17 protein-coding genes are annotated in these 21,482 nt (G+C 66.2%); 5 read left to right on the forward strand and 12 right to left on the reverse strand.

Annotation, left to right across the window (positions count from 1 at the left end; translation table 11 throughout):
- Window positions 1-100: 100 nt before the first annotated feature.
- The 6 genes from pepN to CHB99_RS20775 are packed head-to-tail and all read right to left on the reverse strand — an operon-like array spanning window position 101 to window position 6,599.
- On the reverse strand, window positions 101-2,758 hold the full coding sequence (gene pepN / locus CHB99_RS20750) for an aminopeptidase N (protein WP_042124176.1): 2,658 nt from the start codon (window positions 2,756-2,758) through the stop codon (window positions 101-103).
- Between the two features lie 12 nt (window positions 2,759-2,770).
- Window positions 2,771-3,601: a DUF2797 domain-containing protein gene (locus CHB99_RS20755; RefSeq protein ID WP_042124174.1), complete on the reverse strand. Its 831-nt coding sequence runs from the start codon at window positions 3,599-3,601 to the stop codon at window positions 2,771-2,773.
- The gene (locus CHB99_RS20760) at window positions 3,598-3,858 is read right to left on the reverse strand and encodes a YeaC family protein (RefSeq protein ID WP_042124172.1); all 261 of its coding nucleotides are present in this window, start codon (window positions 3,856-3,858) and stop codon (window positions 3,598-3,600) included. The genes CHB99_RS20755 and CHB99_RS20760 overlap by 4 nt, the downstream gene beginning before the upstream one ends.
- 13 nt (window positions 3,859-3,871) lie before the next feature.
- The gene (locus CHB99_RS20765) at window positions 3,872-4,741 is read right to left on the reverse strand and encodes a rhomboid family intramembrane serine protease (protein WP_042124171.1); all 870 of its coding nucleotides are present in this window, start codon (window positions 4,739-4,741) and stop codon (window positions 3,872-3,874) included.
- The gene (locus CHB99_RS20770) at window positions 4,738-5,709 is read right to left on the reverse strand and encodes a metallophosphoesterase (protein ID WP_042124169.1); all 972 of its coding nucleotides are present in this window, start codon (window positions 5,707-5,709) and stop codon (window positions 4,738-4,740) included. The genes CHB99_RS20765 and CHB99_RS20770 overlap by 4 nt, the downstream gene beginning before the upstream one ends.
- Window positions 5,709-6,599: an NAD(+) kinase gene (locus CHB99_RS20775; protein WP_042124167.1), complete on the reverse strand. Its 891-nt coding sequence runs from the start codon at window positions 6,597-6,599 to the stop codon at window positions 5,709-5,711. The genes CHB99_RS20770 and CHB99_RS20775 overlap by 1 nt, the downstream gene beginning before the upstream one ends.
- A 100-nt stretch (window positions 6,600-6,699) precedes the next feature.
- Here CHB99_RS20775 and CHB99_RS20780 point away from each other — a divergent pair, with 100 nt between their 5' ends.
- Window positions 6,700-7,674, forward strand: a complete 975-nt coding sequence (locus CHB99_RS20780) for a DUF1853 family protein (protein WP_042124165.1) — start codon at window positions 6,700-6,702, stop codon at window positions 7,672-7,674.
- A gap of 251 nt (window positions 7,675-7,925) precedes the next feature.
- Window positions 7,926-8,474 (forward strand): cytochrome b, encoded by a 549-nt coding sequence (locus tag CHB99_RS20785; RefSeq protein WP_042124162.1) that lies wholly within the window; start codon window positions 7,926-7,928, stop codon window positions 8,472-8,474.
- Here CHB99_RS20785 and CHB99_RS20790 read toward each other — a convergent pair.
- Complete coding sequence (locus tag CHB99_RS20790; RefSeq protein ID WP_042124160.1) at window positions 8,471-9,343, reverse strand: 1-aminocyclopropane-1-carboxylate deaminase/D-cysteine desulfhydrase; 873 nt, start codon at window positions 9,341-9,343, stop codon at window positions 8,471-8,473. The genes CHB99_RS20785 and CHB99_RS20790 overlap by 4 nt on opposite strands.
- A 94-nt stretch (window positions 9,344-9,437) precedes the next feature.
- On the reverse strand, window positions 9,438-11,474 hold the full coding sequence (locus tag CHB99_RS20795; RefSeq protein ID WP_042124158.1) for an NADPH-dependent 2,4-dienoyl-CoA reductase: 2,037 nt from the start codon (window positions 11,472-11,474) through the stop codon (window positions 9,438-9,440).
- A 252-nt stretch (window positions 11,475-11,726) separates the two neighbouring features.
- On the opposite strand from CHB99_RS20795, the gene CHB99_RS20800 reads away from it, so the two are divergent.
- Window positions 11,727-12,287, forward strand: a complete 561-nt coding sequence (locus CHB99_RS20800) for a TetR/AcrR family transcriptional regulator (RefSeq protein ID WP_042124156.1) — start codon at window positions 11,727-11,729, stop codon at window positions 12,285-12,287.
- Between the two features lie 77 nt (window positions 12,288-12,364).
- Here CHB99_RS20800 and CHB99_RS20805 read toward each other — a convergent pair whose 3' ends face one another.
- From CHB99_RS20805 to CHB99_RS20815, 3 genes are read right to left on the reverse strand one after another with little or no spacing between them, the layout of a single operon-like run.
- Window positions 12,365-13,768, reverse strand: coding sequence for an efflux transporter outer membrane subunit (locus CHB99_RS20805; protein ID WP_042124154.1), 1,404 nt, complete (start codon window positions 13,766-13,768; stop codon window positions 12,365-12,367).
- Window positions 13,768-16,896 carry an efflux RND transporter permease subunit gene (locus CHB99_RS20810; protein ID WP_042124152.1) on the reverse strand — a complete coding sequence of 1,043 codons (3,129 nt, stop codon included), beginning with the start codon at window positions 16,894-16,896 and terminating at the stop codon, window positions 13,768-13,770. Before CHB99_RS20810 ends, CHB99_RS20805 begins: the two co-directional genes overlap by 1 nt.
- 15 nt (window positions 16,897-16,911) lie before the next feature.
- Window positions 16,912-18,045, reverse strand: a complete 1,134-nt coding sequence (locus tag CHB99_RS20815; RefSeq protein WP_042124150.1) for a MexC family multidrug efflux RND transporter periplasmic adaptor subunit — start codon at window positions 18,043-18,045, stop codon at window positions 16,912-16,914.
- Window positions 18,046-18,140: 95 nt separating this feature from the next.
- On the opposite strand from CHB99_RS20815, the gene CHB99_RS20820 reads away from it, so the two are divergent.
- Entirely contained in the window at window positions 18,141-18,719 is a 579-nt protein-coding gene (locus tag CHB99_RS20820; protein ID WP_042124148.1) for a TetR/AcrR family transcriptional regulator, read from the forward strand.
- 22 nt (window positions 18,720-18,741) lie between these two features.
- On the opposite strand, the gene CHB99_RS20825 is transcribed toward CHB99_RS20820, so the two are convergent.
- Window positions 18,742-19,995: a PucR family transcriptional regulator gene (locus CHB99_RS20825; RefSeq protein ID WP_042124146.1), complete on the reverse strand. Its 1,254-nt coding sequence runs from the start codon at window positions 19,993-19,995 to the stop codon at window positions 18,742-18,744.
- A 253-nt stretch (window positions 19,996-20,248) separates the two neighbouring features.
- Between CHB99_RS20825 and CHB99_RS20830 the strand changes: the two genes are divergently transcribed.
- Complete coding sequence (locus CHB99_RS20830; RefSeq protein WP_042124142.1) at window positions 20,249-21,121, forward strand: phytanoyl-CoA dioxygenase family protein; 873 nt, start codon at window positions 20,249-20,251, stop codon at window positions 21,119-21,121.
- Window positions 21,122-21,482 lie beyond the last annotated feature (361 nt).

A 21,482-nucleotide genomic window follows, 5' to 3' on the forward strand; every position in this document is an offset into this window, starting at 1 on the left:
ATCTGCAGCCGGGAGAAGGCCATTGGTCTGGCTTTAGATCAGGAACCGGGACCGCGTTGCGGTCCTTCGCGGGCAAGCCACGCTCCTACAGGGCCTTGGTTCAGGCGAGACTCTTGCTCACCACTTCGAACACATCGCTGGACAGCGATCCGGAATCGCGGATCCGCTGCAATTCCCCTTTCATCAACGCCTGACGCTTGGCGTCGTACTTACGCCAGCGGGTCAGCGGCGCCAGTTGCCGCGAGGCGATCTGCGGGTTGAGGGCGTTGAGCTCGATGACGATATCCGCCAGGAAGCGATAGCCCGAACCATCCGCGGCATGGAAGTTGACCAGGTTCTGCCCGGCGAAGGCACCGATCAGCGCACGCACCTTGTTCGGGTTCTTCAGGGTGAACGCCGGGTGCTCCATCAACGCCCGCACCCGCGCCAGCCCGCCCGGCAGGGTGCTGCCGGCCTGCACGCTGAACCACTGGTCCATGACCAGCGGATTGTCCTTGAAGTGCTCGGCGAACGCCGTCAGGGCCTTGGCCCGCTCGGCCTCGAACGGCGAATTGACCAGCACCGCCAGGGCGGTCAGGCGCTCGGTCATGTTGTCGCAGGCGTCGTACTGCTCCAGGGTCGCCTCCAGCACCTGCGGCTTGCCGCTGAGCATCAGGTACGACAGGACAATGTTCTGCAGGCCACGGCGGGCGAAGTGCTCGGCCTCGGCCACGTAGGCCGTCTCCCGCGACGCCGCGCGGTTGGCCTGGTGGCGCGCCCACAGGCCGTCGAACAGTTGCTCGGCCAGTTGCTTGCGAGCGAACTCGCGGGCGGCGTGGATGGCATCGACATCGGCGGTTTCGCTGATTTCGGTGAGGTAGGCCTCGCTCGGCAGCGAGAGCATCTCGGCGACCATGGCCTGGTCCAGTGCGTCATTGCCCAGCACGCTGCCCAGGGCGGTGACCAGGCGCTGGTCGAGCACCAGTGGCTCGCCTTTCTGCTGCTGCGCGATCAGTTCCTGCAGGACCTGCACCGACAGTTGCTGGCCGGCTTCCCAGCGGTTGAAGCCATCGCTGTCGTGCTGCATGAGGAACATCAACTGGTCGCGGTCGTACGGGAACGACAGCTTGACCGGCGCACTGAAGCCGCGCAGCAGCGACGGCAGCGGCTTGGCCGCGACATCGACGAAGGTGAAGGTCTGCTCGGCCTCGGTCACCGAGAGCACGCGGGACGTACCGACAGCGGCGGCCTCGCCCTGCAGGCGCAGCGCCAGGTCGTTGCCCTGGGCGTCGAGCAGGCCCAGTTCCACCGGGATCACGAACGGCTTCTTCTCGACCTTGTCCGGGGTTTCCGGGCAGCTCTGGCGGAAGGTCAGGCTGTAGGTCCTGGCGTTGGCGTCATAACTTTCGCTGACCGCCAGACGCGGCGTACCCGCCTGGCTGTACCAGCGCTTGAACTGGCTCAGGTCGACGCCGTTGGCATCTTCCATGGCCTTGATGAAATCGTCGCAGGTCACCGCCTGGCCGTCGTGGCGCTCGAAGTACAGGTCGCTGCCCTTGCGGAAGCCTTCGACCCCGAGCAGGGTTCGGACCATGCGCACCACTTCCGAACCCTTCTCGTAGACGGTCAGGGTGTAGAAGTTGGAGATCTCGATGAAGCTGTCCGGGCGCACGGCGTGGGCCATGGGGCCGGCATCTTCGGCGAACTGATGGGTGCGCAGGTAGGCCACGTCCTCGATGCGCTTGACCGTGCGCGAGTTCATGTCGGCGCTGAACTCGGCGTCGCGGAACACGGTGAAGCCTTCCTTGAGCGACAGCTGGAACCAGTCGCGGCAGGTCACGCGGTTGCCCGACCAGTTGTGGAAGTACTCGTGGGCGACCACCGCCTCGACCCGCTGGTGCGCGGCGTCGGTGGCGGTTTCGGCGCGGGCCAGCACGCAACTGGAGTTGAAGATGTTCAGGCCCTTGTTTTCCATGGCGCCCATGTTGAAGTCGTTGACCGCGACGATCATGAAGATGTCCAGGTCGTACTCGCGACCATAGACCTCTTCGTCCCAGCGCATGGACTTCTTCAGGCTGGTCATGGCGTGCTGGCACTTGTCGATGTTCTCCGGCTCGACATAGATGCGCAGGGTCACGTCACGCCCGGACTGGCGGGTGAATTTGTCTTCGACGCACCACAGGTCGCCGGCGACCAGGGCGAACAGATACGCCGGCTTCCTGAACGGGTCTTCCCAGGTCGCCCAGTGCCGACCGTCTTCCTGCGGGCCGCTGCCCACCGGGTTGCCGTTGGAGAGCAGGACCGGGTAGCGGTGCTGTTCGGCGATCACCGTGGTGGTGAACGCACTCATCACGTCCGGGCGATCGAGGTAGTAGGTGATCTTGCGGAAGCCCTCGGCCTCGCACTGGGTGCAGAACATGCCGCTGGACTTGTACAGGCCTTCCAGCGCGGTGTTGCTTTCCGGGTGGATGCGCACGCTGGTGTCGACGGTGAACTGCGCGGCTTTCGGCTGCAGGGTCAGGTGGCTGTCGCCGAGCTGGTAGTCGGCGGCGCTCAGGGGCTGGTCGTCGAGGGCGACGCTGAGCAGCTCCAGCTGCTGGCCGTCCAGCACCAGCGGCGGCAGGCCGGCACCGCGCGCCGGGTTGCGGCGCATGACCAGCTGGGCGTGGACCAGGGTGTGGTCCTCGAACAGCTCGAAGGTCAGGTGGGTTTCATCGATCAGGTACTCGGGCGCCTGATAGTCCTTGAGGTAGATCACTTGCGGCTGTTCGGTGCGCATGTGGCGGTCCTTTTACTGATGCACGGCCAGTTGGTAGGCCGTGTACTTGCGAATGTTGATCACGCCGGTATCGAAGATCAGGTACTGGCCCTTGATGCCGAGCAGCGTGCCCTCGGCCACCGGGTTCTTGTCCAGGTTGAAACTGACGATCTTGCTCGGGTAGGCCTCGACCGGATAGCGGATCTCGAGGGGCTGGCCATCGGTGAGCGGCTGGATCGCCTGCAGGCCGAAGCGCTCCTGCAAACCACGGATACCGTCGCCACAGCTGTCGAACAGCTGGTCACGCACCGCGACCAGGTCCACCGGTTCGGCGTCGCCCTTGAGCAGCGCGCGCCAGTTGGTGCGGTCGGCGACCTGGCTGCGCAGCAGGTCTTCCACCAGCCCGGACTGCTGCCGGGTGGCGACCCGCAGGATCGGCAGGGCCTGGCTGGCGCCCTGGTCGAGCCAGCGCGTGGGCAACTGGCTGGCGCGGGTGATGCCGACCTTGATCCCCGACGAGTTGGCCAGGTAGACCACATGGTCGGTCATGCAGAACTGCTCGCCCCAGGACGGCTCGCGACAGGTGCCAGCGTCGTAATGGCAGCGCTCGGGACTCATGATGCAGACATCGCACTGGGCCAGCCTGGTCATGCAGGGATAGCAGTAGCCCTGGCTGAAGCTGGTCTTGGTGCGTTTGCCGCAGTGACTGCAGTGGATCGCGCCCAGGTACTCCAGGCGCACGGTCTGGCCGATCATCGGGTTGACCGGGACTTCGACCTCATCCAGGCGGAAAGCGTATTGCACGACCGGCGTCTCGAGACGCGCGGCCATCTTGCGAATGGAACCACGGCCGACTTCGATCAATGGATCGCATCCGACTTGAACAGGATGTTCGGCACGCTGATGGACTTCGAGGCGCATTCCTGCGGCCCCATGTAGCCGGTGCGCTGCTCCTCGGGCAGGTTCTGCAGCTCCCAGGCGATCACCGCCTGCAGGGACAGCTCGCGCTGTTCGCCGGTGAGCTTGCGGCCGTCGGCCCATTTGCCGATTTCCACGGCCAGCTTCAGGCTCTCGTAGATTTCCGGGGTGATGTTTTCGATCATTTGCGCAAAAGTGGACATAGCGTCTCCCAAATCAAGTCGTCAGTTTACGCCGGGCCAGCGCCCCGCCCAAGAGTCCGCTCAGGCATCCGACCAACAACCCACCGACATGGGCGGCGTTGGCGATCTGGCCGAAGCCGAGCAGGCTGACCAGCCCGGACAGGCACAGCAGCAGCCAGACCAGCATCATCACCAGCACCCCACGGGGCATGCGATAGAGCGGACTGGGCGCCAGCCACTGGTACAGCCAGATATGCCCGAGCAGGCCGTAAAGCACGCCGGACAGGCCACCGAACAGGCTCGGACCGCCGAACAGGTATTGCGCGGCGTTGGACACCAGGCCGAAGACCAGGGTCAGGCCGAGCAGGCGCAAGGCGCCCTGGCGCCATTCGATGCGCCGCCCGAGCTCCCAGTACCAGAGACCGTTCATGGCCAGGTGGAGGATGCCGAAATGCACCAGCATCGGGCTCAGCAGGCGCCACCATTGGCCGGCCTGCAGGCTGACCTCCAGCGGGGTGAAATAGACGTAGTCGCCCTTCACGTGAAAATCGAGGAACGTCAGCCAGCGCAGGGTCTCGAGGTTGTCGCCGAGGCCGGTCAGGCCGGCGACCAGCAGGCTCAGCAGGAGGATCGCCGCGGTGGCCTTGCTGGCCCGCAGCTGTTCGACCACGCCGGGGCTGCGCGGCTCCTGCACCGGCGGTGGCAGCAGCGCGGTGTCGACATCGCCTTCCGGGTGCAGCTGATACAAGCGCAGGGCCTGCTCGGCCCGCGACTCCTCGACCCAGAGGACCTGCTGGTCCCCCTCCTCGGTCACCCGGTGCGGCACCTGCAGGCGCCGCAGCAACTGGACGAAGCCGCTGAGGTCGGCGTTCAGCGGCAGGCGCAGGACTTCAACCACATTCATTGACTGGCCTCCGGCCGTTCCACATCGACCCAGACGAACTTGCGCGGATCGATACGGGTTTCCTCGTCGAGCCGGTACGCCACCAGCTTGCCGTAGAGCACTGCACTGTAGTCCAGGCAGGCCAGGTTGGCGCGGATCGGCGCCGGTTTGCCGCTGCGCCAGTAATGCCCGACGAACAACAGCGGCTCGTCCTCGGCGTAGCGCAGCAGGGCATTCTTCTGGCTGTGGCTGAGCGGCGCGCTGGCCACCTCGGCCGGCAGCGCGTCGGGCTGGAACACGATATCGCCGTAGGTCTGCGGGTCTTCTTCCCAGAACTTGGTGCGGAAGAAGGCCCGGGTCAGGCCGTCGCCGCCGGTCAGGGTCAGGCCGTCCGGCAGGCGCATGTCGGTGCCGCGCAGGAGACGGTTGCAGGCCAGGTGGGCGAAGGTGTCGGGCTGCGCCGAGGCGCGCACGAAGGCTTCGTCGATCAGGCCTTGCGGGTACTGCTGGCGCAATGCGTCGATCACCCGGGCATCCCAGCAGGCATGGACCAGGCGGAAGCGCCCGGCATCGACGAACAACGGCAACTGATAGAACCAGCCGAGGAAGTCGTGCCAGTCGCCGGGGTGCTGGGCGAACTGGGTCAGGGTTTCGTCGATCAGCCGGGCGTGGCGCGGGGTGTGCTCGCGGACGAAGGTCTTGCCGCTGCCGGCCGGGGCCGGGGTGGTCCAGCCCAGGGCGTTGTATTCATGGTTGCCCATGATGCAATGGGCCTGACCGGCCTCGACCATGTCGTGAACGATATGCAGGGCCTCGCGAATGCGCGGGCCGCGGTCGATGATGTCACCGAGGAACAGCGCCTGGCGCTGGGCATGCCGCCACACCCCGCCCTGGCGCTTGTAGCCGAGGCTGTCGAGCAGGCGTTCGAGGGTATGGGCGCATCCGTGTACATCGCCGATCAGGTCGAAACTGCGCGCGGGATCGAGCATCAGTCGCCTCCACCACCCAGGCGGCTGCCCCAGCCGAGCTTGGTCCGGCAGACCTCGTAATAGTTGTGGTCCAGCGGATGGATCAGGCGCAGCTTCTGCGGCTTCTTGTTCACCGTGATGGTGTCGCCGGGGGCGCAGGTGAAGTGGTTCTGGCCGTCACAGGAAACCTGCGGGTAGATGGTCATGTCCTGCGACACGACGATCTTCAGCTCGCTGTTGCCATCGACCACGATCGGCCGCCCGGACAGGGTGTGCGGGTACATCGGCACGATGACGATGGCGTCCAGCTTGGGATGCATGATCGGCCCGCCAGCGGACAGGGCGTAGGCGGTGGAACCGGTCGGGGTGGCGACGATCAGGCCGTCGGCCTTCTGGCTGCAGACGAACTGGCCGTCGATGTAGATCTCGAACTCGATCATCCGCGTCGACTTGCCCGGGTGCAGCACCACATCGTTGAGGGCGTCGCCCTGGCCGATGGCCTCGCCGTGACGACGCACTTCGGCCTGGAGCAGGAAGCGGTTTTCCACCAGGTAGTGGCCGTCGAGCACTTCAGCGACCTTCACTTCCAGCTCGTCGGGGCGGATATCGGTGAGAAAGCCCAGGCTGCCGCGGTTGATCCCCAGCACCGGGGTGTTGTGCCGGGCCAGCGCGCGGGCGGCGCCGAGCAGGCTGCCGTCGCCGCCGACCACGATGACCAGGTCGCAGACCTCGCCCAGCAGTTTGCGCGAGGAGGTCTGCAGGCCGTGGCCGGGCAGGACTTCGGCGATGGTGTCCTCGAGGATGACGTGCAGATGCCGCTCCAGCAGGAATTTTTTCAGTCGGCGGATGGTATCGAGCACCTGCGAGCTGCCGAGGCGACCGATGATACCGATATTGCGAAATTGCTCCATGGGGCTCCTGCAAGGCTCTGCGACGTGGAAAAGCACGGTTACGAATCGCCGATTATGGGCCAGCGCCCCGGCTGGCGGCAAACGGGGCTATGCTCGCTGGATGAATCCGTTCGCCAGCCTCGACGCCCTGCCCCGCCATCTGCGCCAACCCGCGGTCCGCGATCTGGCCTGGACCCTGCTGTCGCCGCCGCTGCTGGCCAGCGCCCCGTGGCCGCAGCGGCATCCACTGAGCGCCAGTGCCTGGGTCGACGATCCGCAAAGCCTGCAACACTGGCTGCTGTGTCTGGAACAGGAGCCCGCGCCGTTGCTGGACTGGCTGGCGCGCTCGGCCAGCCGACGCCTGGGCCTGTACTACGAACGCCTGTGGCAGTTCGCCCTGCAGCACGCGCCCGGCGTCGAACTGCTCGCCGCCAACCTGCCGATCCGCCAGGGCGGCCACACCCTCGGTGAACTGGACATGGTGCTGCGCGACCGCGAAGGCGTGCATCACCTGGAACTGGCGATCAAGTTCTATCTCGGCCCCGACCATGGCGACGGCCTCGACCCGGCGCACTGGCTGGGCCCCGGCTGCCACGACCGCCTGGACCGCAAGCTGGCGCACCTGGCCGAGCACCAGTTGCCCATCTCGGGTCGCCCGGAAAGCCGCGAAGCCCTCGCCGGACTGGGCCTGCAACAGGTCGAAGCGCACCTGTGGCTGGGCGGCTACCTGTTCTACCCCTGGCCGGCCCACGCCGATTCGCCGCGCGGCGTGTATCCCGGGCATCTGCGCGGGCGCTGGCTGCGCCGGCGCGACTGCGCGGCGTTCCACGCCAGCAGCGCCGCCGGCCGCTGGCAATTGCTGCCGCGGCAGACCTGGCTCGGCCCGGCGCGGGTCAGCGCCAGCGAGGTGTGGACGGCGCAACAGCTGCACGCCTGGCTCGCCGCCCTCGACCCACAGGCCCAGGCGCAGCTGATGGTGCGCCTGCAGCCTGGCGAGGATGGCGACTGGCATGAGGTGGAACGGGCCTTCCTGGTCGCCGACCACTGGCCGCAGTTGGCGGAAAATCCCCCCTCGACCTTGATCCAGGCGCCTTGACCCTAATGCTGGTCAGTTAGCGTTCTGGGGCTGCTTTGCAGCCCTTCGCGACGGTTCGGCGCTCCGACAAGCTCGCTCCCACAGGATTGCGCGTACCTTGCTCGCGAAGCGGCCCCAATTGGCTTAACTGATCGGCATTAGCCTTGACCCGGTCTTTTTTGCGCATTCCACCTGCCGTAACGGCCATCAGCTATTAGAGTGGAAGAACAGCGCCGCAAAGAGCGCAGCCAACGACCGACGAGGAACGCTTCATGACCCTGACCAATACCCGGGAGCGCTACGGCAGCCTGTCCGTGGCCTTGCACTGGCTGATGCTGGTGCTGCTGGCGGCGGTGTACGCCTGCATCGAGTTTCGCGGCCTGTTTCCCAAGGACACTCCGGAACGGGAATTGATGAAGACCCTGCACTTCATGCTGGGCCTGAGCGTGTTCCTGCTGGTCTGGTTGCGCCTGCTGCTGCGGGTGACCCGGCCGACACCGCGCATCCTGCCCACCCCACCCGCCTGGCAGACCGGACTGGCGCACCTGGTGCACTGGATGCTCTACGGGCTGATGATCGGCCTGCCGCTGGCCGGCTGGACCGTGCTCAGCGCCGCCGACAAGCCGATCCCCTTCTACGGGTTCGAACTGCCGGCGCTGGTGCCGCCGGACAAGGAGCTGGCGCGCACGGTCAAGGGCTGGCACGAATGGTTCGCCACCCTCGGCTACTGGCTGATCGGCCTGCATGCCCTGGCCGGGCTGTATCACCACTACGTGCGCAAGGACAACACCCTGCTGCGCATGTTGCCGTCCAAGGACTAGACAAAGCCGCGGCGGCCCTGCAGGCCGCCGGTATGGACGAAGATCAGCCGGGTGCCTTTGCTGAAGGTCCCGGCTTTTTCTTTCAGGGCCATCAGCGCCTTGCCCGTGTACAGGGGCTCCAGCGGCACGCCGGATGTCCGTTCGCAGTCCTCGATGAACGCCAGCAGCTCGGCGTCCGCCTTGGCGAAACCGCCGCGACTGGCTTCATGGAGGTGATAGCCGGTCAGCGCCGACAGGTTTTCTTCCACGCCGTAGCCCGTGGGCACCGCCAGCGCGCCATGCACCGGATGGGCACCCTTCTCCGCCATGACCAACCCGGCCAGGGTGGTACCGGTCCCGGCGGCCAGCCACCAGGCGTCGTAGTCGTCCCAACCCAGCACCGACAACTGCGCCCGCGCCTGTTCGACGATCAGCGCACAGCCCTTGGCACCCAGCTCGCCGCCACCCCCTTCCGGCACGCAGTGCCAGCCGGGATAGCGCGCGTGCCAGGGCTCCCAGAAACCGGGCTGGTTGCGCGCGCGATAGCCGCCGTAGCCGAGCCAGTGCAGGTGCATGCCGAAGGCTTCGAGGTCGCGGGTAGTCGGCGTGTCCTGGAGCTCGCCACGCAGCAGGCCGACGGTGGCGAAGCCGAAACGCTGGCCGGCGGCGGCCAGGGCGTGCAGGTGGTTGGAGTGGTTGCCGCCGAGGCTGATGATGCCCGGCGCGCCGCTGGCACGGGCCAGGCGCAGGTGTTCGAGGAGCTTGAACCACTTGTTGCCGCTGACCAGCGGGTCGATCAGGTCGAGGCGCAGGATGGCGGCGTCGATGCCGGACCGGGTCAGCCAGGGCAGGGAGAGGCGTTGCAGGGGGGCTTGGGGGAGACTGAGCATGGGCGACAGTCTACAGATGACGCAGAATTTTGGGCCCGCTTTGCGGGCCCAAATATGCAACTCGAACTATGCAATTCGAACTATGCAACTCGAACTAGAGCCCCGCCGCCAAGCGCGAACCCTGGTTGATCGCCCGCTTGGCATCCAGCTCCGCCGCCACATCGGCGCCACCGATCAGGTGCACCGACTGCCCGGCCGCGACCAGACCATCATGCAGCTCGCGCAGCGGATCCTGGCCGGCGCAGATCACCACGTTGTCCACCGCCAGCACCTGCGGCTCGCCCTCGCCAACGCGGACGTGCAGGCCAGCATCGTCGATCCCGAGGTACTCGACGCTGTTGAGCATCTGCACCTGCTTGTTCTTAAGCCCGGTGCGGTGAATCCAGCCGGTGGTCTTGCCCAGGCCGTCGCCGACCTTGCTCTTCTTGCGCTGCAGCAGATAGACCTGGCGCGCCGGCGCATGCGGCTCCGATTTGACCCCGGCAACGCCGCCCCGCGCCTGCAGTGCCGTATCGATGCCCCACTCCTTCCAGAACGCCTCGCGGTCCTGGCTGGTGGCAACGCCCTGGTGCACAAGGAATTCGGACACGTCGAAACCGATCCCGCCCGCACCGATCACCGCGACGCGCTGGCCCACCGGCTTGCGCTGCAGCAGCACGTCGAGGTAGGTCAGCACCTTGGCGTGCTCGATCCCCGGAATCGCCGGCAGACGCGGCGCGATGCCGGTGGCGAGGATGATCTCGTCATAGCCGCCGGCGGCCAGTTGCTGCGCATCGACACGGGTGTTCAGGCACAGCTCGACCCCCGTGGTCTGCAACTTGCGCCCGAAGTAGCGCAGGGTTTCGTAGAACTCTTCCTTGCCCGGCACGCGCTTGGCCACGTTGAACTGGCCACCGATCTCGCCGGCGGCGTCGAACAGCACCACCTGGTGGCCACGCTCGGCCGCCACGGTGGCCGCGGCCAGGCCGGCGGGGCCGGCACCAACCACGGCGATGCGCTTGGCCTGGGTCACCGGAATGTAGTTGAGCTCGGTCTCATGGCAGGCCCGCGGGTTGACCAGGCAACTGGTCAGCTTGCCGCCGAAGGTGTGGTCGAGGCAGGCCTGGTTGCAGCCGATGCAGGTGTTGATCTCGTCGGCGCGGCCTTCCGCGGCCTTGTTGACGAAGTCCGGGTCGGCCAGGAATGGCCGGGCCATGGACACCATGTCGGCATCGCCCTCGGCCAGCACCTGTTCGGCCACTTCCGGGGTGTTGATGCGGTTGGTGGTGATCAGCGGGATCTTCACCGCGCCACGCAGCTTGGCCGTGACCTTGCTGAACGCCGCCCGCGGCACCTTGGTGGCGATGGTCGGGATGCGCGCCTCGTGCCAGCCGATGCCGGTGTTGATCAGGGTCGCCCCGGCCTTTTCGATGGCCTGGGCCAGTTGCACGATCTCGTTCCAGTCGCTGCCGCCTTCCACCAGGTCGAGCATCGACAGGCGGAAGATGATGATGAAGTTGGGCCCCACCGCCTCGCGCACCCGGCGCACGATCTCCACCGCCAGGCGCATGCGGTTCTCGTAGCTGCCGCCCCAGCGGTCGGTGCGATGGTTGGTGTGGGCGGCGAGGAACTGGTTGATGAAGTAGCCTTCCGAACCCATGATCTCGACGCCGTCATAGCCGGCGCTCTGGGCCAGTTGCGAGCAGGTGACGAAGTCGGCGATCTGCTTCTCGATGCCCTCCTCGTCCAGCTCCTTCGGCTTGAACGGGTTGATCGGCGCCTGGATGGCGCTCGGCGCCACCTGCTTGGGGCTGTAGGCATAGCGCCCGGCGTGGAGGATCTGCAGGCAGATCTTGCCGCCAGCCTCATGCACGGCCTGGGTCACGATACGGTGCTTTTCCGCCTCTTCCACGGTGGTCAGCTTGGCCGCGCCGGAGTACACGCCACCCTCGACATTCGGGCCGATACCGCCCGTGACCATCAGGCCGACGCCGCCACGGGCACGCTCGGCGAAGTACGCGGCCATGCGTTCGAAACCGTCGGGTTTCTCTTCCAGACCGGTGTGCATCGAGCCCATCAGGGTGCGGTTGCGCAGGGTGGTGAAACCGAGGTCGAGGGGGGCGAGCAGGTGCGGGTATTGGGCGGCGGTCATGACGATCTCCACGGTGATCACGGAAAATGCGGGCGCCTCGTCGGGCCCCGTCGGTTTGTCTGGAGCCGACATTAATGGCCGCCCCACCATCGCTCAATGACCAAAAGTGACAAGTTATTGATCGAAATGCACTAAGCGCCCAACCGCGGATGGGACGGCGAAGTCCGGATTGAATCGACATTCGATCAAATGGATGCCACAGGCCCGTGCTTCCTTCACAATGGCCGTCCAATCAGCCATGTGGAGTATCCGATGTCCCTCCCGACAACCGACGAGCGTCTGCTCAAGGCGCTGGCCGATGCGATCGTTGTCCATCCCCGCGCCACCCTGAAGGAACTGGCCGAGGCGGCAGGCGTCAGCAAGGCGACCCTGCACCGCTTCTGCGGCACCCGCGACAACCTGGTGAACATGCTGGAGGGCTATGGCGAACAGGTGCTCGCGCAAGTCATCAGCGATGCTGGGCTGGACGCCGCCGACCCGATAGCGGCCTTGCGCCGGCTCATCGTCGAGCACCTAAAGCATCGCGAGATGATGATCTTCCTGCTCTTCCAGTACCGCCCCGACTCGTTCGACGACAGCGAGCAGAACCGCTCGTGGCGGGCCTATGCCGACGCCCTGGATGCCTTCTTCCTGCGTGGCCAGCGCGCAGGCGCCCTGCGCATCGACATCAGCGCGGCGGTCTTCACCGAGATGTTCCTGAGCATGGTGTATGGCATCGTCGATGCCGAACGCCGCGGACGCGCGGCCAGCGCGACTTCGGTGCAGACCCTCGAACTGCTGTTCCTCGATGGCGCGGCTGCCCCTGCTGCCTGATCTGTCCCCGCAAAAAAAAGGCCCCTGGGCATTCGCCCCGGGGCCAAGCGGCTGGACTCGCCAACCAAAGGAGGACTTCAGCCCTTGTCCGGCCAGCCGCCACCCAGTGCACGGAACAGGTCGACCAGAGCAAGCTGGCGCTGAGTGCTGGCTTCGATGAAGGCAGCCTCGTTGACGTAACTGCTGCGCTGCGCATCCAGGTAGCGCAGGTGGCTGTCCACCCCGCCCTGGTAACGCGCCTTGGCCAGCGCCACGGTCACCCGGCTGGTGTCGGCCAGGGCCCGCCGCGCGGCTTCCTCGCGGCGCAGGGTGTCGGTAGCGGCGAGGGCATCGGCGACTTCGCGGAAGGCGGTCTGGATCGTGCCTTCATACGCGGCCACCGCCGAATCCTTGCGCACCTCGGCCAGATTCAGGCCAGCACGGTTGCGCCCGGCATCGAACAGCGGCAGCGACAGTTGCGGCATGAAACTCCAGCTACGCGAACCACCGTCGAACAGCCCGGACATCTGCGCACTGGACGTGCCAAAGCTGCCGGTCAGGCTGATCCGCGGGAAAAACGCCGCCCGCGCCGCGCCGATATCGGCATTGCGCGCACGCAACCGATGTTCGGCGGCGAGGATGTCCGGACGGCGCTCGATCAGGCTCGACGGCGTGCCCGGCGCGATGTCGTGCAACACCACCGTCTCGTTCGTACCTTCGGCGGGAATCATCCTGGCCGCCTCGGCGCTGCCCAGCAGCAGGACCAGCGCGTTGTAGGCCTGGCGCTGCTGGCGCACGGTCGATTCGAGCTCCGCCCGCGACTGCTCGACCAGGCCCAGCGCCTCCTGATGATCCAGCGCGGTGGCGGTGCCGGCGGAACGCCGCTGGCCGACCAGGGCCAGCGAATCCTCGCGGCTGGCCAGGGTCTGCCGGGTCAGGGCCTGGCGCCGCTCGGCACCGTCCAGGGTCAGGTAGGCCTGGCTTACCTCGGCGATCAGGGCGATGCGCGCGGCACGGCCGACCTCCTCGGTGGCCAGGTACTGCTCCAGGGCCGCGTCGCTCAGGCTCTTGACCCGACCGAACAGGTCGATTTCGTACTCCGGCAGCGACAGCCCGACCTGATAGGCGCTGCTGACGCCCTGGCGCCCATCGCTGGCCAGATCCGCCGGCTGGTGCTGGCGGTTGCCGGACGCCCCGGCATTCAAGCCCGGCAGCCGATCGGCACGCTGGATGCGGTACTGCGCGCGGGCCTGCTCGATATCCAGCAGGGTCTGGCGCAGGGAACGATTGTTGTCCAGCGCGCTGGCGACCAGTTGGCGCAGCACCGGATCGACGATGAAGCCCTGCCAGTCCAGCTGTTCCACCGCCTGGCCCTGATGGCCGGCGGCATCGCCCCAGGCTGCCGCCACCGGCGCCTCGGGACGCTCATAGGTGGGCGCCAGGGAGCAGCCGGCCAGGGTAACGGCCAGGGCGAACGGAAGAACACGATTGAGCATGACCATCACTTCGCTACCTCGACAGCCTGATGAAGCGGGGCTGGTTTGCGCTTCAACAGCTTCAGCACCCAGACGAAACAGATCGGTACGAACACCACGCCCAGCAGTGTGGCGCTGAGCATGCCGCCGATCACCCCGGTTCCGATGGCGCGCTGGCTGGCCGCACCGGCGCCCGTGGCGATGGCCAGCGGTATCACACCGAGGATGAAGGCCATGGAGGTCATCACGATCGGACGGAAACGCAGGCGCGCGGCCTCGATGGCGGCGTCACTCAGGCTGTAACCCTTCTCCCACAGTTCCTTGGCGAACTCGACGATGAGAATGGCGTTCTTCGCCGCCAGGCCGATGATGGTGATCAGGCCGACCTTGAAGTACACGTCGTTGGACAGACCGGTGAGCATCACCGCCCACACCGCGCCCACGGCCCCGATCGGCACGATCAGCATCACCGTCAGCGGGATCGCCCAGCTTTCGTACAGCGCCACCAGCAGCAGGAACACCACCAGGATGGCCAGGGCGAACAGGCCCGCGGCCTGGCCGCTGGACACCTTCTCCTGGTAGGACAACCCGGTCCACGCATAGCCGATGCCAGGTGGCAGCTCGGCGGCCAGGCGCTCCATCTCGGCCATCGCCTGGCCGGTGCTGTAACCGGGCCCGGCGTCACCGGCAATGCGGATCGACGGATAGCCGTTGTAACGCACGATTTGTACCGGGCCTTCCTCCCACTGGGTGGTGACGAAGGCACTGAACGGCACCTGCTCGCCACTGGCGTTGGGCGCATACAGGCGCAGCACGCTTTCCGGGGTCATGCGCTGGCCCTGTTCGGCCTGCACCACCACGCGCTGCTGGCGCCCGGCATTGCTGAAGTCGTTGATCACCGCCGAACCGAAGGCGGTGGCCAGGGTGCTGTTGATGACCTCGAAACTCACGCCCAGGGCGCGGGCCTTTTCGCGGTCGATCTGCACACGCAGCTGCGGCGCCTCGGCCAGGCCCTCCATCATCGCGTAAAGGAAGATCGGGTTGCCGTTGGCACTGGCCAGCAACTGGTCACGCGCCGCCAGCAGCGCTTCACGCCCCAGGCCACCACGGTCCATCAGACGCAGGGCAAAGCCCCCGGAGTTGCCCAGGCCGTCGATCGGCGGCGGCATGACCGCGGTGATCGCGCCATCGCCATTGGCGGCGAACTGGGCGTTGGTCGCCACGATCTCGGCAGCGACCGATTGTTCCTCACTGCGCACTGACCAGTCCTTGAAGGTCGGGAATGCCAGCGCGGCGTTTTCCCCCTGGCCGGAGAAGCTGAAGCCGGTGACGAGGATCGAGTTGGCCACCGCTTCACGGGACATCAGGAATTTCTCCAGCGCGTCGGCGGTTTGGTCGGTACGCACCCGGCTGGCGCCCGGTGGCAACTGCACATCGACGATGCTGTAGCCCATGTCCTCGGCCGGCACGAAGGCCTCCGGCAGACGCACGTAGGAATAGCCAAGCACCACCAGGATCCCGACATAGGCCAGCATCCAGCGTCCGGCACGGGCCACCAGGGCACTGTTCATCAACGAGTAGCGCTCGGTCAGCCGCGCGAAACCACGGTTGAAGGCACCGAAGAAGCCGCCTTTTTCGTGATGGCCGTGGGCAACCGGCTTGAGCAGCGTGGCGCACAGCGCCGGCGTGAAGGTCAGGGCAAGGAAGCCGGAGAACAGAATCGACACTGCCAGCGACACCGAGAACTGCTGGTAGATCACCCCGACCGACCCGGACATGAACGCCAGCGGCAGGAACACCGCAGCCAGCACCATGGTGATCCCGATGATCGCCCCGGACACCTGCCCCATCGCCTTGATGGTCGCCTCCGCCGGCGACAGGCCTTCCTCGGCCATCAGGCGTTCGACGTTCTCCACCACGACGATGGCGTCGTCCACCAGGATGCCGATGGCCAGGACCATGCCGAACATGGTCATCATGTTCACCGAGAAACCGAGCAGCTTCATGACCAGCAGCGTACCCAGCAGACACACCGGTACCACGATCGACGGGATCAGGGTGTAGCGCACGTTCTGCAGGAACAGGAACATCACCAGGAACACCAGGACCATGGCTTCGATCAGGGTGTGGACCACCTTCTCGATGGCCACGTCGACGAAGCGCGAGGTGTCGTAGGGCACCGAGTATTCGACGCCTTCCGGGAAGAACTGCGACAGCTCGTCCAGGCGGTCCTTGACCAGCGTCGCGGTCTGGATGGCGTTGGCACCCGGGGCCAGCTGCACGGCGGCGACCACCGCGGGCTTGCCGTCCAGCCGCGCCGAGAGGTTGTAGTTCTCGCTGCCGATGGCGATACGCGCGACATCACCCAGGCGCACGCTGGAGCCATCCGGATTGGCGCGCAGAACGACAGCGCCGAAGGCCTCGGGGGTCTCGAGGGTACCCTGCACCGCCAGGGTGGCGGTCAGTTCCTGCTCGCTGGCACCGGGCGTACTGCCGAAGCTGCCGGCCGGCACCTGGACGTTCTGGCCGAGAATCGCCGCCTTGATGTCATCGATGGACAGGCCGTAACCCACCAGTTTCTGCGGATCGACCCAGATCCGCATCGCCGCTTCCGAGGCGAAGAACTGCAGCTTGCCCACACCGGGCACACGCAACAGCTCGTTGTTGATGTTCCGCGCGGCATAGTCGGACAACGCCGTGACATCGCCGCTCGCACCTGCGCTACTCGTCAGGGCGTACATCAGCAGAAAACCCGAACTGGCCTGCTCGACTTTCAGCCCCTGGGTCAGCACGGCCTGGGGCATGCGTGCCTCGGCCTTTTTCAGGCGGTTCTGCACATCGACCTGGGCCATGTCCGGCACGGTGCCGGGCTCGAAGGTCACCATCACCTCGGCCACGCCGTTGGAGTTGTTGGTGGACTCGAAGTACAGCAGGCCTTTGGCGCCGTTGAGCGACTCTTCGATGATGCTGGTCACCGACTCCACCATCACCTTGGCCGAAGCCCCCGGATAAGAGGCGGTGATGGAAATCTGTGGCGGTGCCACGCTGGGGTACTGGGCCACCGGCAACGCCGGGATCACCAGCAAGCCGGCCAGGGATATGAACAGCGCCACGACCCAGGCGAAGTTCGGCCGATTGATGAAGAACTTGGACATCTCGTCAACCTCGCCTTAGTGCGCCACGGCCTGTTGCGCCTGAGCCGGCGTCACCGGCATACCTGGGGCAAGACCTGCCGGACTGCCGACGATGACCTGGTCACCCGCCTTGAGTCCCGCGGTGATCTGCCAACGCGCGCCCTGCATCGCACCGGTCTGCACGGCACGTGCTTCGGCGACGCCGTTGGCGGCCACCATGACCCGCGCCTGCCCGTCGCTGCCGCGCTGCACAGCGCGCTGGGGAACCAGAATGGCCTGCTTGTCGGTGCCTTGAGGGGTGCGCACACGCACATACATGCCGGGCAGGAGCGTGCCGTCGGCGTTGTCGAAACGCCCGCGCAGGACGACCTGGCCGGTACCCCGGTCCACCGTCACATCGGTGAACATCAGTTCGCCCGCGCGCTGGAAATCGGTCCCTTCGACTTGCGCCGTCAACGCCTGGCCGCCAGCCGCGAGTGCGCCGTCCTTCAGCGCCTGGCGCAAGCGCAGGGCATCGGCGGCGGACTGGGTGAAGTCGATGTAGATCGGGTCGAGCTGCTGGATCCGCGCCATCAGCGTCGCATCCCCCTGCCCGACCAAGGCGCCTTCGGTAATCAGTGCGCGGCCGATGCGGCCGGAGATCGGTGCGGTGACCGTGGCATAACCCAGGTTCAGGCGTGCCGTCTGCACATCGGCCTGGGCCGAACGCACGGCCGCCTGGGCGCTGCGCAGTTCGGCGGTGGCGGTGTCGAAGTCCTGCTGGCTGACCGCTTCGATCTTGACCAGCGGCTCATAGCGCTTCACTCGCGCCTGGGCCTCCTGCTGCATGGCCTGGGCGCGGGCCAGGTCGGCCTCGACGCGGGCCAGGGTGGCCTTGAGCGGCGCCGGGTCGATGTTGAACAGCACATCACCCGCCTTGACGTCGGCCCCTTCCTCGAAGCGCTTGTGCAGCACGATGCCTGGCACCCGCGCACGCACCTCGGCGACCCGCATCGGCTCGACCCGACCCGGCAACTCGGCGGCCAGCGTCATCTGTTCGGCTACCAATGTGACGACTTCCACCGGGTAGCTCGCAGTCGCCGCGGCCTCCTGCTCCGTCGCGGGGTTGCACCCTGCCAGGGCTATCGCTGCCGCCAGCACACCCATCCTGATCGAACCTGTCTTGCTCATTACTCACCCGAGCCCTGATTGAAAAATTGCGCGAATGCTACTTTTCAATTCAAATTGAGTCAATAATGACTCATAAAATTCATAAGAGACTCTATATGGACACCGTGACCTCAAGCACCGAGCGCGCCGGTTCTCTGCCAGGCAAGCTGGTGAACGCCCTGTATGCCGCGGTCGCCCAGCGGCCCAGAGCGTCCATGCAGGAGTTGGCGGCGCTGGCCGGCGTCAGCCGGGCCACCCTGCATCGTTACTGCGGCACGCGGGAAAACCTCGACAGCCAACTCGAACGGCATGCCCGGGAGGCGCTCCTGCAGATGCTCGGCAGCGTCGATGCGCTGGCGACCCAGCCCCTGCTCGCCATGCGCCAGTTGATCCACGAGCACCTGGCCCGGGACGCGCTGATCGCCTTCCTGGCGTCGCGTTATCACGCGCAGGCGCAGGCGCAGCGCGAGGAAGAGCTGCGTTTCTATGTGCAAAGGCTCGATACGCTGTTTCTCAACGGCCAGCGCCAGGGCGCCTTTCGCCTCGATGTCACGGCCGCCGTGCTGACGGAGATCTTCATCTCGCTGCTGTACGGCGCGGTAGGTGCCCGGCAACGCGGGCGGACGCCAGGCCAGTGCGCGAGGATGCTGGAAAACGCCTTTCTGCAGGGCCTCGCCAGGCGGCCGCTCGATTGAGCAGCCGCGCCAGCGGTGCCGGCTACGGCTCGGGGTCTTCCACCGGGGTGCTCCAGATCACCAGTTCGAGTGCCGCGGCGATCTGGATGCGGTGGTCGGCCAGCTTGATGGGCAACAGGTCCTGCGCGCGCTCCAGGCGCCGCAGCAGGGTATTGCGGTGGGTCCCCAGCACCTCGGCGGTCTGGGTGATATTGCAGCCATTGGCCAGGAAGGCGTGCAGCGAGTGCAGCAGCACCGCGGGTTCCGCGGCCATGCGTCCCAGCGTGCTGAGGATGAACTGCCGGGACGCGCGGGCATCCTGGGTCATCAGCGACACCATGCGCACCTGGTCGATGCTGGCAACCGGCGGCGCCCCGGCCAGGCGCCCCATCACCCGCTGGGCGGTCAGGGCCTCCAGGTGCGAGCGCCGGAAGCCGTTCAGTCCCGTGCCCGGCGAGCCGAGCGCCGCGCGAATCCCCGGGAACTGGCGGCCGACGTGGTGCAACTGGTTCAGGTCCAGCGGCTTGACCGCGCTGCTCCACACCCACAAGGTCGCGGGCCCGGCGAAGACCACCAGCGGTGCGACCGAGCCGGTGAGGCTGGCCAGCGCCCGGGCCATTTCCTCCAGGCGGTGGATTTCCGCGTTCGGGCTCTCGCTCCAGACCAGGCAGGCCTGATGCTTCTGCACCAGGCTGTAGCCCAGGCGCCTGCCGAACTGCTCGGTATCCATGTCCCTGCCGTCGAGCAGCCGACTGACCAGGCTGCGCTTGTCGACGTGCTCGTCATGGGCGTGGGCGTTCTTCTCCTCCAGGATGATCTCGGTCATCACCCGCATGTTGCTGTCGATGAAGGCCGAGATCGAACGCGACGAGACATCGAGGAATTCCTCGAGCAGCTGCGGATCGCGGGTCAGGCTGAAGGCCATCTTCATCCACAGTTCCCAGGCGGCGTTCTGCGCGGCCCTGGCCGAGTTCATCAGTAACTCGGACATGCCGCGCCGGGCCAGTTCCCGGGCGGTGTCCACCATGTCGGAGGAGACATAGGGCTGCACCGGCTCGCCGGGGCGCTGCAGATTGGCGTTGGCCCAGTGCAGCAGCTCCGCCCGGTTGGCCCGCCGGCACGCGGCAAGGAGCACCGGGTCCTCGAGCAGCAGCGTGTCCTCCGGCGAGGAAAACAGCGACTCGTTGAGCCGCTCGAGCCATTCCGGCGGCAGGCTCTGGGCGATTTCCGCGCCTTTGCGAATGAGCTCGCGAACGGCTTCCGAGGGGCGCGGCCAGAGCGGCGAAGGGTTAGTCATGGCTGGTACAAATCAATCAAAAATCCCCTTTGAATTGGTGCACTTTGTACCTTGGCGGGAGGCAGGGCGAAAAATAGCATTACGTGACTGCCTGAACAAAAAAAATTACAGGGTGGCACCCCGTCGCTCCATGTTCCTTTTGGGTTTAGCGCAGTGCTCATCGTCCTGGCGGACTTGCTCGGTGATGCCGATCCATCGGCCCTGAATGCAAGCCACCCGAGCGCAAACCATCCTCATATCTGGAGTGTTTTCCATGTCGTCTTCCCTTCGCGAATCCCTGCCCAGCCTGCCGATCGCGACTCGCTCGACCCCAGCGGAAGAAATCGCTGCGCTGAGCGATCAGGCCGGCGCGGTGATCATCCGCGGCTTCCTGACGCCCGAGCAAGTGACGCGGATCAACGAAGAACTCGATGCACCGCTGGCCGCGCTCAACGCCGGCTCCAAGCACGATCACGAGCTGATCGCGGAATTCCATGGCTATCAGACCAAACGCCTGACCAACCTGATTACCCTGAGCAAGACCTTCCGCGAGGAAGTCCTCGATGACGATCTGTTCCACGCCGTGGGCCACGCGCTGTATGCACCGGAGTGCGGTGACTGGTGGCTGACCACCGCGCAGTTGATCGAGATCGGACCGGGCAACAGAGCGCAGATGCTCCATCGCGACTCGATGCAGTACGCCCCCTTTGTCGCCCAGAACAGGCATGCGCCGCGCGCCATCACCAACCTGATGCTGGCCCTGACCGACTTCACCGAGGAGAACGGCGCCACCCGCATGATCCCCGGCAGCCAGGACTGGGACGATTTCGACGAGGTCGGCACGCCGGAGATGACCATTGCCGCCGTGCTGAAAGCCGGTGATGCGGTGCTGTTCGGCGGCAAGGTCGTGCACGGTGGCGGCGCGAACGTCACCACCGATCAGTATCGCCGCGGCCTGACGATCCCCATGCAGGCCTCGATCCTCACGCCTGAAGAAGCCTACCCGTTGATCGTGCCGTTCGAAGTGGTGCGCACGCTGTCTCCCCGCGTGCAGAAGATCATCGGCTTCCGCTCGCAGTATCCGGCGGGCAGCCCGGGCCTGTGGCAGCACAACTACGCGGATCTGGCGGACTATCTGGAACTCTGATGATGGATTCGGGGGAGGCTTGCCTTCCCCGAACCTTTTCGCGCTGGGGGAGCAAAGGTTCTTCACGGGATTTCGGGGTGGCAATCGGTATCGGTATCGGCCCCTTCCGCCTCTACGGCGGGTCCATTTTGTCTTGTCGGGGACCGCATCAAGGCCGCCAGGTGCCTGTCTTGAGCCCTGCAGTGCCTGTGAGATCGAGCGCCGCCCGCGCGGCGCATCGCGGATGAATCCGCTCCCACATTTGTTGCAACGTACCTATGCCTGACTGAGCTGGTCAACTTTTTCCGGACACCGCAATGTGGGAGCTCAGGCTATCTGCCGCTCATACCGGTTGGGCGGTAGATAGCCCAGGGTCGAATGC

This window comes from Pseudomonas japonica, assembly GCF_900188455.1.
Classification (GTDB): Bacteria; Pseudomonadota; Gammaproteobacteria; order Pseudomonadales; family Pseudomonadaceae; genus Aquipseudomonas; species Aquipseudomonas japonica.

What these genes read in the sequence shown, in the direction of transcription:
- pepN (WP_042124176.1), bottom strand. Translation starts at nt 2,758, where the DNA reads ATGCGCACCGAACAGCCGCAAGTGATCTACCTCAAGGACTATCAGGCG.
- CHB99_RS20760 (WP_042124172.1), bottom strand. Translation starts at nt 3,858, where the DNA reads ATGTCCACTTTTGCGCAAATGATCGAAAACATCACCCCGGAAATCTAC.
- CHB99_RS20765 (WP_042124171.1), bottom strand. Translation starts at nt 4,741, where the DNA reads ATGAATGTGGTTGAAGTCCTGCGCCTGCCGCTGAACGCCGACCTCAGC.
- CHB99_RS20770 (WP_042124169.1), bottom strand. Translation starts at nt 5,709, where the DNA reads ATGCTCGATCCCGCGCGCAGTTTCGACCTGATCGGCGATGTACACGGA.
- CHB99_RS20775 (WP_042124167.1), bottom strand. Translation starts at nt 6,599, where the DNA reads ATGGAGCAATTTCGCAATATCGGTATCATCGGTCGCCTCGGCAGCTCG.
- CHB99_RS20780 (WP_042124165.1), top strand. Translation starts at nt 6,700, where the DNA reads ATGAATCCGTTCGCCAGCCTCGACGCCCTGCCCCGCCATCTGCGCCAA.
- CHB99_RS20785 (WP_042124162.1), top strand. Translation starts at nt 7,926, where the DNA reads ATGACCCTGACCAATACCCGGGAGCGCTACGGCAGCCTGTCCGTGGCC.
- CHB99_RS20790 (WP_042124160.1), bottom strand. Translation starts at nt 9,343, where the DNA reads ATGCTCAGTCTCCCCCAAGCCCCCCTGCAACGCCTCTCCCTGCCCTGG.
- CHB99_RS20795 (WP_042124158.1), bottom strand. Translation starts at nt 11,474, where the DNA reads ATGACCGCCGCCCAATACCCGCACCTGCTCGCCCCCCTCGACCTCGGT.
- CHB99_RS20800 (WP_042124156.1), top strand. Translation starts at nt 11,727, where the DNA reads ATGTCCCTCCCGACAACCGACGAGCGTCTGCTCAAGGCGCTGGCCGAT.
- CHB99_RS20805 (WP_042124154.1), bottom strand. Translation starts at nt 13,768, where the DNA reads ATGGTCATGCTCAATCGTGTTCTTCCGTTCGCCCTGGCCGTTACCCTG.
- CHB99_RS20810 (WP_042124152.1), bottom strand. Translation starts at nt 16,896, where the DNA reads ATGTCCAAGTTCTTCATCAATCGGCCGAACTTCGCCTGGGTCGTGGCG.
- CHB99_RS20815 (WP_042124150.1), bottom strand. Translation starts at nt 18,045, where the DNA reads ATGAGCAAGACAGGTTCGATCAGGATGGGTGTGCTGGCGGCAGCGATA.
- CHB99_RS20820 (WP_042124148.1), top strand. Translation starts at nt 18,141, where the DNA reads ATGGACACCGTGACCTCAAGCACCGAGCGCGCCGGTTCTCTGCCAGGC.
- CHB99_RS20825 (WP_042124146.1), bottom strand. Translation starts at nt 19,995, where the DNA reads ATGACTAACCCTTCGCCGCTCTGGCCGCGCCCCTCGGAAGCCGTTCGC.
- CHB99_RS20830 (WP_042124142.1), top strand. Translation starts at nt 20,249, where the DNA reads ATGTCGTCTTCCCTTCGCGAATCCCTGCCCAGCCTGCCGATCGCGACT.